Below are 11,896 nucleotides of genomic sequence, written 5' to 3'. Positions count from 1 at the left end.
CGTTTCATTTTTGCTGGGTGTACCGTGACTAAGCTTGTTCTTCCAAATACTCTGCAACTGCTTGCAAATCTTCCAATCCTCGGTTCAAGCTGTTAAGCATAGCTTCCCCAGTTTCAGTATCAAAGTTGAGTTTAGGATTTTGGAAAGCTAACTCTTGAATTGCTTCTAGCCATAGTGAAAGCGGTACCTGGCGCACAGCTTCCCGTAATCCCATATTTGCCAATACTGCAAGATAAAAACCTGTCAAGTCTTGCCCTCCATAGCCATAGAAACCATGCCGCAGTTCTAGCTTTTCGGGGGTGTAGGCTGCATATTGATCGAAAGTGATCGGTGTGCGATCGAGTTTTGGTTGTGGGAGTGGTGGTGTATCCATATTTTTTGACCTGATTTGTTACTATCGGCTGCGCCTTTGCAGTTCATTTCAATCAGCCATATTTGAGCAAGGTGGGCTTTTGCCCACCCTAATTCCTACTTCCCTACCGTGAAATACTCATTCTTAGCATACACGCTAATAATGCAGTCGCCAACTTCAAAAAACATCCCCTCTTGCTCATCTTTAGAAAATTGCAAGTTGCCGTATTTAGAATTAATTTCCTCAGCAGTCGCCGCTTTTGCCTCCATTTCATCGGGGATAAGTCCAGTAGAACCGATGTAGAAAACTAGCGGGGAAACTTTCTCGCCATAAACTTTTTCAGCGTAGGTTTCCAGTTGCTCGTTTGCACTAGCTAAAGCAGCTACAAACTCGTCTCGCTTGACATCTTCTCCCTGCCATTTTGCTTGCAAAAGCCGCAGCAGACTATCTGCACCCACTTTTGCTAAAGTAGCGCTAACAATTCCGTTATTTTCTAATCCCAGAAATTCATCGAAAATCAGTTTCATCAAGTCGTCAACTTTGGTGATTTTTGTTCGGGATGACAGCGTTTTGTGTGCGAAGACAACAGGCTCATCTAAGGTGATGTCAAATGTCGGTTTTGCTAGCTTTTCGCCCGTGTTTTTGTGGTAAACTTCATAAAGGCGATCGAGAAATTTGTTGGCCGAGTGCAATTTGCCGAAGTTGAGAATGTTTTTGCTGCCGATGTCGATTTTGTAGCTGACTCGCGAATCTACTGAACCGTTGGCGATCGCACTTTTTAAATCTGTGTATTCCGTCGTCGTCGGAAAGTTGATGTAAAGGCTTTTTGACAGATAATGCTGTTTCAATTCTTCCAATTGTTCCGCAGTGTAAGCCTCGGATTCCTCCTTCAAATGAGCCGAGAGAATGCTAGAGAGAATTTTGATTTCTGCGAGTTCCTCAAACACTCCGTCAAGGCGGCCGTAACGCCCGTCAAAAGGCACGAGGGGCAAAGTCTCTAACTTAATATCGTACTCTGAACGGAAATCAAATTCTTGCACGGGCGAACCGTCTTTTTCCAGGACACCGCATTTTTTGAGCAAATCAAACACTGGTTGGCTGCTGATTTTGATTCGCAGCGACTTAATATTAACTTCGCCGTCGCTGACAATAGTATAATTGTTGAAAGTATTGAGGTCTGTAACGAGAATTCCCGCCACTTCTGCGATAAAAGTTCCATCCTCAACTTTTACCAGCTTAGCTTTTCGGGTAATCAGCATATTGATGGTAGCGGTATTTTGATTGATGGCAAATGAACCCATTTGCACGTATTCGCCACCATCTAAGAATTCAGTTTTCAGCCAAGGCTTGACAAGGTTGCCGTTTTCGTCTCGCTTTCCTTCAATTCGCTTCAAACCTTTTCGCTGATAATTTTCTTGCAAGTGTTTCAAGTTGATGATGATGCTGTTGCTGTTTTCCTCCAAAATCTTGATTAACTCCAGCAGGGAAATTTTATCGCTGACTTTTACCCGATCGCCAATTTCATGATTTTTCAACACATCAGGCGCAAAAACAGCCTGTTCCAAATCTTCTGTAAACTCCGCTATTTGGGCATTTGTCAAAGCTTTAGCGTGTTTTTCCGTCAAAGTAGCGTCGAAGGTACTCGCCAGCCCATACTTAGCCGTATTTAAATTCCCGTCAGCGAGGTTAGCTTTCGCAAAAGCAAACACCGACTCATCAGTTTGAGAAACGGGAACATCTAGCTTGTCATACTCATCTTTGGCGACTTTCTGATATTTGTAAAACAGTCCCCGATCGTCTGCTTTCAGCCCGATGATTTTCAGCGTGCTCGATGAACCGTTAATTTTTTTGCCACTTTTGGAAACAAAAACTTGATAATCATATTCCTTAATTAACGGTTCTTCCAACGGCGGTGCAACGGAACTGCCTAACAGTTTTGTGCTGTCGTAAAGAGCATCATAAACCATTTTGACTTCGCCAGCGCGGATGCAATTTCCCGATAATGTGTTGGCGATTTTGGAGAGAAGTTTGAAGTCAGCAGAGGCATAGGATATCGTGTTAGCAAACACATCCATGTTTTTAAGTTCTTCGCAAATTTCCCCTAGTTTTGCAGCTTCCGAATTGGCACTGGGGTCATTTGCATAGCCGTCTGTGTGCAAATTGATCGCTGTCATTTCTCCCGCTTTAACCAGAGATTTAGCGAGTTGCATCGACTGCGATATGCAGGTACAGCCAGCCGTGTGGATTTTTTGAATTTCTTTGATGTATTGAGAGTCAAACTTCAGCACTTCTTGAATAGGAATTCGCTGGAAGTGACAAATTACATCCCCCTTGTCAGCATAGGAAATCAGGCTGACAATTAGCTGGTAATTGTTGTATTCGTCTAAGGTCAAAAGCTTGATTAGGGTTTCTTTCAGCGGTTCTAAGTCATAATACATTGAGCCGGAACGGTCGATGATGATGATGCTGTGAGCGACGGATTTTTCTGGGAGATCACCGGGCTTTCTTTCTAAATTAATGCGATCGACTAAATAGAATGCCTTGGCGTTTCCGGCAAAATTGTAGAGGGTAAACTTGGTGCGAGTATTGGAGGCTGCGTGGCTGCTGGAACTTTTGGCTTGAGATGATTGTTTTGCTTGCCGTGCCATAGTTTTCACCAGTGTTGACTTATTCGTCAACTTAATCATGACACGCGCTTATGTGGATGTCAAGGCCTGTGTGGAAAATTATCTGGGAGGCTGAATAAACATTAATATTTAGCGCTGCGGTGCAAGGGAAAACTGCGGCGGTAGGGTAAAGGTAAATACAATTCAGTTAAGCTCGATCCCCCCTAGCCCCCCTTAAAAAGGGGGGGACAAGAACTTATTCAAAGTCCCCCTTCTTAAGGGGGATTTAGGGGGATCTCCGAGGAATAAATATTTTTAACTGAACGGTATTGGGCTAAAGGTGGGCTTTTTTGGCAAAAGTAGTTGATCTGCGTAAATATTTAGTAAATATTTAGTAAATCATGGTTTATTTAGAAAATCCGCTGCTCAAACTTTATCTAAATGTAATCGCATGGGTGGCGTTGGGATTTTTCCTCGGCCGCCAGCTACCGAGAAGCTATTCTACATATTTAGCCAAGTTTCTTTTCTTATTTGGCACGCCATTGAGCATTGTTGCTTTTATCCGCAGCGCCAATTTGTCGGGCGCTATTTGGATGGCGCCGCTGATAGCTTGGGCGGCAATTCTAGCAGGTGGAGGACTCGCTTGGATTTTGATCAATTTCGGTGTGGGGGAGGAACGTTTCAAGACTCTTAATCCGATCGCCCAAAATAGCCGGGAACACACCAGCGCTTGGAGTTTGCCCACTCAAGGCAGCTTCTTATTGGCAACGATGGTGGGTAATACGGGTTTTTTAGGCATTCCCGTCACCTTGTCCTTATTGGGTTCGGAACACTTTGGCTGGGCGTTGTTTTACGACTTGCTAGGCACTACCGTGGGAATGAATATACTGGGAGTTGCTATTGCTTCTCACTGCGGTAAAAGCGATCGCCCTCACAGTTGGTTAAGTCCCCTGCGAGCAATTTTTCAGAATCCGGCATTGTGGGCTTTTGGTCTAGGATTTGTCTCGCGTAGCTTGCCGCTGTCGGCACAAATCGCACAATTGTTAACAGCAGGCGCTTGGACGGTAATTACTTTAGCTTTAATTACGATCGGGATGCAGTTGAGCAAGTTGAATTCCTTGCACAACCTCAAACAAGTTGTGGCTTGTCTGGCGATTAAAATGTTGTTAATTCCCTTGGTAATTGGCACGGGATTAACGTTTTTTGGCATCGCAGGCGCGCCGCGACTTGTGCTAGTGCTGCAAATGGCAATGCCTCCTGCTTTTGGTACTACATTGCTGGCCGAAGCTTTCAATCTCGATCGCGAATTAGCCGTAACTGCGATCGGTCTCGGCTGCGTTAGTTTATTATTCACTATTCCCCTATGGATGAGGCTATTTAATTTTTAATAAAAATAGCATTTGGTAAGTTTAAAAAGTGTATTATTTCAGTGATACCCATCACAATTTTTGAGCGCTATATGTCATATTAATTTAACAATCACTGGACAGGGAAAGTGTATTGGCTTCTGCTAATGTGGAAATAGCCGGCGGAGGACGGGAAGAATAAAAGTATGGCAAGTATAAATTTTACATTGACAGGTTATCAAATTCTCGATCGCATTTACTCAGGAACTCGCACCCTAGTTTATCGAGCTTTCCGTATTGACGACAAACAGCCAGTCGCCATCAAAGTCTTGCGGAGTCAGTATCCCAGCTTCAGCGAACTGGTGCAATTTCGCAATCAGTACACCATCGCCAAAAACCTCAACTTGCCCGGAATCATCGAAACCTACAGCTTGGAAACCTACCACAACAGCTATGCGTTGGTAATGGAAGACTTTGGGGGAATTTCTCTGAAGGAATGGACGGAAAAAGGGGAAACTCGGCCGTCTCTGATGGAGTTTTTGCAAGTGGGGATCGACCTGAGCAATACATTAGATATACTCTACCGCCACCGGATAATTCACAAAGATATTAAACCCGCCAATATTTTAATTCATCCCCAAACAAAACAAGTCAAACTCATTGACTTTAGTATTGCATCTTTGCTACCAAGGGAAACTCAAACCTTGATGAATCCTAACCTGCTGGAAGGGACACTCGGCTATTTGTCTCCCGAACAAACGGGAAGGATGAATCGCGGCATAGACTACCGCAGTGACTTTTACTCTTTGGGCGTGACTTTTTACGAATTGCTGGCGGGACAATTGCCGTTTCAATCCAACGATGTGATGGAATTAGTACACTGTCATATTGCCAAGCAACCACCATCACTGCATGAAATCAATCCTGAAATCCCGCCCCTACTCTCGGAGATTGTCAGCAAATTAATGGGGAAAAATGCCGAAGACCGCTATCAGAGTGCGTTAGGGCTGAAATTCGATTTAGAATGTTGTTTGGAGCAACTTGAAGAAAACGGTAGGATAAAGAGTTTTGCGATCGCACAGAGGGATGTGGGCGATCGATTCATTATACCAGAAAAACTCTATGGTCGCGAAACTGAAGTAGAAACCCTACTCGAAGCCTTCGATCGCGTCAGTAGTTGCACAACTGAAATGATGCTAGTAGCGGGTTTTTCTGGGATTGGAAAAACGGCAGTTGTGAATGAAGTTCAAAAACCAATTGTCCGCCAGCGTGGCTATTTTATCAAAGGCAAATTCGACCAATTTAACCGCAACATTCCTTTCTCAGCTTTTGTCCAAGCATTTCGAGATTTAATCGGACAATTGCTGAGCGAATGTGACGAGGAGTTGAAAAAATGGCAAACTCAAATATTCCAAGCACTGGGCGATAACGGTCAAGTCATTATTGAAGTAATTCCCGAACTCGAAAAAATTATTGGCAAACAATCACCCGTACTAGAATTATCAGGAAATGCGGCAAAAAATCGGTTTAATTTGCTGTTCCAAAACTTTATTAAGGTGTTCACAAAACCCAAACATCCCGTGGTAATGTTTTTGGATGACTTGCAGTGGGCAGATTCCGCCTCGCTGCGGTTAATGGAAATGCTGGTGGCCGATGCGACAATCGGCTATTTATTAGTAATTGGTGCCTACCGAGATAATGAAGTATTTGCAGCACATCCGTTGATGCTGACACTGGATGCAGCGGTAAAAGCTGGGGCAACGGTGGATACTATTACGCTGGAACCCTTGAGTTCCGAAAGCCTAAATCATTTGGTTGCTGATACGCTCAATTGCGATCCATCTTGGGCAAGACCGTTGGCGGAGTTGGTGGCACAAAAAACCCAGGGAAATCCCTTTTTTGCAACGCAGTTTCTCAAAGCACTGCATCAGGATGGGCTGATTGAGTTTGACCGGGTTGCGGGTTTTTGGCAGTGCGATCTTGTGCGAGTTCGGGAGGCAGCGCTGACGGATGATGTGGTCGAGTTTATGGCGTTGCAGTTGCAAAAATTGCCGCCAGCGACTCAGAATGTGTTGAAGTTGGCTGCGTGTGTTGGGAATCAGTTTGATTTGGGGACTTTGGCAGTTGTTTCCGAGCAATTGGAAACGGAAACGGCGACGGATTTGTGGAAGGCTTTGCAAGAGGGGTTAATCCTGCCTGAAAGTGAAATCTATAAGTTTTATATGGGGCGAGAAAGACGGGAGGAGACCGAAAATTCGGAGGTGGTGAATTACAAGTTTTTGCACGATCGCGTTCAGCAAGCTGCCTATTCTTTAATTCCCGAACAAGAGCGATCGCGCGTTCACTATCAGATTGGACAATTGCTGATCCAGCAAATTTCACCCGCAGCTATAGAAGAGCAAATTTTTTCAGTTGTCAATCAGTTGAATTATGGTATTGCGCCATTCGTAACAAGTTAGAAGGGAGTAGATTTTGTCAATACCTCTTTGTATAGAAATCTCAGTGAATAATAATGATAATCAAAAAAGGGGTAAGGGTGGGAGAGTCAGCCTGTGGCTGACTCTCCACCCGATCGCGATTATCATTATTAATAAGTTGTTGGCTCGATTGGCGTGGCACCGCGATCGATCATAATCGCAGGCAATCGGCGATCGATCATAATCGCGGGCGATCGATCATAATCGCGGGCGATCGATCATAATCGCGGGCGATCGATGGCGAGCGCTGGTACGAGCGCGCGATATATAGCCTTTCTCAGAAAGATGAGGTACTCATGGGCATAGGGCATAGGCCTCCGTGGGCATAGGGCATAGGCCTCCGTGGGCATACCTCACTTTTTTGAGAACCGCTATAATTGACAAATAATTGAGTGATTGTGTAGGTCAATAAATATGGCCAAGAATCAAAAAACCAACCGTGACCACGCCAAAAAAACAACCAGACCGATGGTGGAAGACGAGGAGATTACCTCACAACTATCGGCATTACTAACACCAGCCATCACCTCACAAGAAAATTACTACCGTCAACTGGGTTTACGAGGAAGAATTCTTAACCTGCCGTTGATGGTAGCAGCGGTATTAACCCTGCTATGGCGAGATGTAGCGGGAGTAACAGAGCTCACAAGAATGCTGGCAAGATCGGGTTTTTTGTGGTGCCGGCCTACGACAGTTACTCAACAAGCAATGTCTCAAAGATTTTTAAGTTTTCCTGCCACATTATTTGAGGGAGTATTCAAAAATTTATTACCAAGTTTAAGAACTGCTTGGTACCAGAGAAACCAACGGCCTCTACCAGAAAGCATTCAATTTACCTTGACCAGATTTTCGAGAATTTGGATAGTAGATAGTTCAACGCTAGAAGCATTGTTTTGCAAGCTCAAAAGCCTGGAAGATTTACCTAAAGGGCAGTTGGCAGGGAAAATGGCAACAGTCATAGATTTAATGACCAGGCTCCCGGTTGATATTTGGTTTCAGGAAAACCCAAGAGCTTCTGATGTTAAGCTTGAAGAAAACATCCTGCAATTAGTACCAACTAAAACCTTACTCTTACTGGATAGAGGATTTTACCATTTTAGCTTTTGGCTGAAATTAATTGAACGAGATATCCATTTAATTACTCGTTTAAAAAAAGGAGCAGCCATTCAAGTAGAGCGAGTATTTACCAAAAGTTACGACCTGAAAGATAGTCTGGTACGCTTGGGTTCGGGAACAGCAAGAACTCCATTCATTACCTTGCGTCTGATTGAAGTTCGTTCGGGTAAAGCTTGGCATTCTTATTTGACAAGCGTACTAGATCCTCAAGTGCTGCCACCCTACGTCGTGGCAGATTTATATCGCAGGCGCTGGAGGATTGAAGAAGCTTTCAATACCGTAAAAAGGCTGTTGGGATTAAGCTATTTGTGGACTGGTTCTCTTAACGGGATTCAGCTGCAAATTTGGGGGACTTGGATATTTTATGCAATCTTGGTCGATTTAGGTGATGCCGTTGCTGACCAACTCTCTTTACCAATAGATTCGATTTCGTTAGAGATGATTTACCGGGGTCTTTACCATTTTTATGTAGCCCGCCAACAAGGTAAGGCCACCGATCCGATCGAGTATTTTGCCGCACCCGAAAATCGAGATTTAGGTATTGTTAAATCTCAACGAAAACCCAACGTTAAGTTAATTGTGGCACCTTTCCCCGATCGACAGCGAGGGTCTGACTGCTTTTTCTTTGAAGTATCTTCTCAAATCCCCTTGACAACTGCCATCCAAGCTTAACTTGTTACGAATGGTATTGCGCTGATTGAAGACCAAACAGAACGATCCGATTTGGTGCGATTTAACCTCATGGCTTGCCGCAAAGCCAGAGCCGCTACTGCTTATCAAGCTGCTCGCGAGTATGCTGCGATCGGGCTAAATTTGCTTGGAGAGAGCGCTTGGCAACGACAGTACGAGATGACCTTGAACTTGCACGACATAGCAGCAGAAGTGGCTTCACTTTGTGGCGAATTTGACCAGATGAATCAGTGGATTGACACTGTGATTCATCATACCAGAACTCCCCTAGAGCGAGTGAGCGTTTACACCGTCAAAATTCAGGCATTATCGTCCCAGAACAAGTTTTTAGAAGCAATTGCTATCGGTTTGTTGAGTCTCAAAGAATTAGGAGTAGAATTGCCCGATCGCCCTACATTAGAAGATATTCAGCAAGCAGTGCAGGAAATTAATAGCTCGATCGGCGATCGATCTATTGAAGAGTTATTCGATCTGCCAGCGATGGTGGATGCCCAAAAACTGGCCACCATGCAAGTGGCGGCAAGTATGGCGGCAGCTTGTTATCTGGTCGGTTCGTCTTTGTTTGCGCTGGTGACTGCCTTACAGGTAAATTTATCAAAAATTTGGGTTTAAAACCCTGTCCTTCTAGGACGGCTTTAATTTCTTAAAACTTCTTTCAACAAGTCCAGTAAGTTCCTATATTTGTGATATACTATAAAAGTCAAGGTTTAATTCCTTTACCATCGTGAAACAGTTAAGACACACTTTTAGGTATAAACCGGGGGACGCAGAGCAGCGAAAACTCTTTAAACAGCTAGAGGTTGAATTAAACCTTAAACCAGTTAAAACAAACTATTCTTTTAGGATTGTTAAGTAGGGTAGGGCATACCCAAACTCGCTTGTAAATATCCTAGTACGCTTTTGGAGATAGACCCGCTGGGGTGGCTGCGAATCAGGCTCGTTAATTGGTAGTTTTCTACGGTTAAAAGGTCTGAATATTGCCTTTCATGACGCAACACTTAAAGGTTAGTCGCTGAATTAAGAATCCTCGCACTTTTAGGTCGGGGAGTGTCAAATTTCTATGACTCACTCATAGCCCTGGCCACTCCTGAGTCCGAGACAAAGTTAGAAACGCAGGGGCAACGAGTTCAGGAAAATCAAAGGAAGTTGCAGCATTGGGCAGAACACGCCCCCATGAATTATTTGCATAAGTGGCAGTTGGTAGAAGCAGAGAAATACCGAGTTGCCAGACAGAGGGCAGAAGCTATTGAAATGTACGATCGCGCCATTTCTGGAGCGAAAGAAAACGAATACATCCAAGAAGAAGCTCTTGCTAACGAACTAGCAGCTAAATTCTACCTCGACTGGGGCAAAGAAAAAGTGGCGCAAGCTTATATGCAAGAAGCCTACTACTGTTATGCTCGCTGGGGTGCGAAAGCCAAAATCGATGACTTAGAAAAACGCTATCCCCAACTTCTTGCTCCCATATTGCAGGCAAGAGAAAACCGTTTTGTAATCAGCGAAACTCGCCTCCACACAATCAATAAATTGTCAGTTTTACATCAAACCTGGCACACAACTCTATCTAGCAGTAGCAGTATTTACGAAGCCCTCGATTTCGCTACTATTCTCAAAGCCTCCCAAACTTTATCGAGTGAAATTCAATTAGAAAAATTGCTGGCTGCACTGATGTGTGTGGTGATGGAAAATGCCGGGGCAAAAAAAGCAGTTCTGCTGTTGCTTAAGGATGGGAATCTCGCCATCGAAGCTGTGGCCTCCTTCAATCAAGATGTCATCTCAATATCTGTACCGCTGTCAGCCAGCGACGAGGTTCCCGCTGCTGTGGTCAACTATGTTAAGCGGACTTGGAAAACTGTGGTTTTGGATAATGCAGCAGTACAAAACGATTTTATTGCCGAGCCGTATTTGATGCAGAAAAAGCCCAAAAGTGTGCTGTGCGCGCCCATTTTAAATCAGGGTAAATTAATCGGGTTGCTATATCTAGAAAATAACTTGACAATTGGTGCATTTACAGAAGATCGCACAGAAGTTATTCAACTTTTGTGCGCCCAAGCGGCTATCTCTATAGAAAATGCTCGATTGTACCAACAATCTCAAGCTTATGCAAAAGAATTAGAGCGATCGCTCCTTGAGTTGCAGCAAGCACAGTTACAGATCGTGCAAAGCGAAAAAATGTCCACCTTGGGCAATCTCGTCACAGGAATAGCCCACGAAATTAATAATCCTGTCGGCTTTATTAGCGGCAATATTGAGGAAGCAACTACCACGATCAAAGATCTGATTGGTCACTTAAAATTATATCAAGAAAAACTGCCAAATCCCGGCGAGGAAATCGAACAAGATGCTGAGGATATTGATTTAGAGTATGCCTTAGAAGATTTGCCAAAAATGCTGTTGTCGATGAAAGTGGGGTGCGATCGCATTCGCGGCATTAGCACCAGCCTCCGCACCTTCTCCAGAGCAGATAAAGACTACAAAGTTCCGTTTAATATCCATGAGGGCATTGACAGCACCATCTTAATTTTGAAACATCGGCTGAAAGCCAACGAGCACCATCCGGCGATCGAAGTCGTCACAGACTACGGCAATCTCCCCCCCATCGAATGCTTTCCCGGTCAACTGAACCAAGTCTTTATGAACCTGCTTGCTAACGCGATCGATGCTCTAGAAGAATCAAACCAAGGACGCAGTTTCGAGGCTCTTAAAGCAACTCCACACTGTATCACAGTTCGTACCAGTCTGTTGGGCGATCGACACATCAAAATTCAGATTGCCGATAACGGTGTGGGCATGACAGAAGCAGTGAAATAGCGGATTTTTGACCATCTGTTCACAACGAAGGCAGTAGGAAAAGGCACTGGGTTAGGATTGGCGATCGCCCGCCAGATTGTAGTCGAAACCCACGGCGGAACAATTAATGTGAATTCAACCTTGGGGGGAGGAAGTGAATTTGAGATAGTGTTACCTGTTACTGAATAAAAGTTGACTGTTGACTGTTGACTGCGGAGTGTTGACTGTTGACTGCGGAGTGTTGACTGTTGACTGTTGACTGTTGACTGCGGAGTGTTGACTGTTGACTGCGGAGTGTTAACTGTTGACTAATGACTAATGACTAATGACTAATGACTAATGACTGATGACTAATGACTAATGACTAATCGGCCATTATACCAGCCCCGATCGCAACTGCGGACACGAGCAAAACTTCCAGCGCCCCTTCGCCAGATTGCCAAAATCTCAATTATGCTAACCTAGGCAAGCAGCAATCCCTTGTCACGAAGGCGATTAACATAATTTCAAACAATTTAT

The 11,896-nt window shown here is 44.3% G+C and carries 6 protein-coding genes and 2 pseudogenes; 6 read left to right on the top strand and 2 right to left on the bottom strand.

Features of this window, described 5'->3' with window-relative positions:
• Positions 1-28: 28 nt before the first annotated feature.
• Both QUB10_RS11575 and QUB10_RS11570 read right to left on the bottom strand, forming a co-directional pair.
• The gene (locus tag QUB10_RS11575) at positions 29-373 is read right to left on the bottom strand and encodes a hypothetical protein (RefSeq protein WP_333153902.1); all 345 of its coding nucleotides are present in this window, start codon (positions 371-373) and stop codon (positions 29-31) included.
• Between the two features lie 95 nt (positions 374-468).
• Positions 469-3,000 carry a VWA domain-containing protein gene (locus QUB10_RS11570; protein WP_333202183.1) on the bottom strand — a complete coding sequence of 844 codons (2,532 nt, stop codon included), beginning with the start codon at positions 2,998-3,000 and terminating at the stop codon, positions 469-471.
• Positions 3,001-3,359: 359 nt separating this feature from the next.
• Between QUB10_RS11570 and QUB10_RS11565 the strand changes: the two genes are divergently transcribed.
• The 6 genes and pseudogenes from QUB10_RS11565 to QUB10_RS11540 form a co-directional block, all read left to right on the top strand.
• Entirely contained in the window at positions 3,360-4,346 is a 987-nt protein-coding gene (locus QUB10_RS11565; RefSeq protein ID WP_333202181.1) for an AEC family transporter, read from the top strand.
• Between the two features lie 164 nt (positions 4,347-4,510).
• A pseudogene (locus QUB10_RS11560) lies at positions 4,511-6,742 on the top strand (ATP-binding protein); the annotation flags it as partial.
• A 64-nt stretch (positions 6,743-6,806) separates the two neighbouring features.
• The gene (locus tag QUB10_RS11555; protein WP_333202180.1) at positions 6,807-6,938 is read left to right on the top strand and encodes a hypothetical protein; all 132 of its coding nucleotides are present in this window, start codon (positions 6,807-6,809) and stop codon (positions 6,936-6,938) included.
• 311 nt (positions 6,939-7,249) lie between these two features.
• Positions 7,250-8,569 carry an IS4 family transposase gene (locus tag QUB10_RS11550; protein WP_333202238.1) on the top strand — a complete coding sequence of 440 codons (1,320 nt, stop codon included), beginning with the start codon at positions 7,250-7,252 and terminating at the stop codon, positions 8,567-8,569.
• 69 nt (positions 8,570-8,638) lie between these two features.
• Positions 8,639-9,199: a hypothetical protein gene (locus QUB10_RS11545; RefSeq protein WP_333202178.1), complete on the top strand. Its 561-nt coding sequence runs from the start codon at positions 8,639-8,641 to the stop codon at positions 9,197-9,199.
• A 444-nt stretch (positions 9,200-9,643) separates the two neighbouring features.
• A pseudogene (locus tag QUB10_RS11540) lies at positions 9,644-11,566 on the top strand (ATP-binding protein); the annotation flags it as partial.
• Positions 11,567-11,896: the final 330 nt, after the last annotated feature.

This window comes from Microcoleus sp. B5-D4 (genome assembly GCF_036705145.1).
GTDB lineage: Bacteria > Cyanobacteriota > Cyanobacteriia > Cyanobacteriales > Microcoleaceae > Microcoleus.
Note: the sequence above shows the minus strand (reverse complement) of the source record. Positions and strands in the feature narration are given on the sequence as shown.

Coding starts and splice junctions, on each gene's coding strand:
- QUB10_RS11575 (WP_333153902.1), bottom strand. CDS start 373: ATGGATACACCACCACTCCCACAACCAAAACTCGATCGCACACCGATC.
- QUB10_RS11570 (WP_333202183.1), bottom strand. CDS start 3,000: ATGGCACGGCAAGCAAAACAATCATCTCAAGCCAAAAGTTCCAGCAGC.
- QUB10_RS11565 (WP_333202181.1), top strand. CDS start 3,360: ATGGTTTATTTAGAAAATCCGCTGCTCAAACTTTATCTAAATGTAATC.
- QUB10_RS11550 (WP_333202238.1), top strand. CDS start 7,250: ATGGTGGAAGACGAGGAGATTACCTCACAACTATCGGCATTACTAACA.
- QUB10_RS11545 (WP_333202178.1), top strand. CDS start 8,639: ATGGCTTGCCGCAAAGCCAGAGCCGCTACTGCTTATCAAGCTGCTCGC.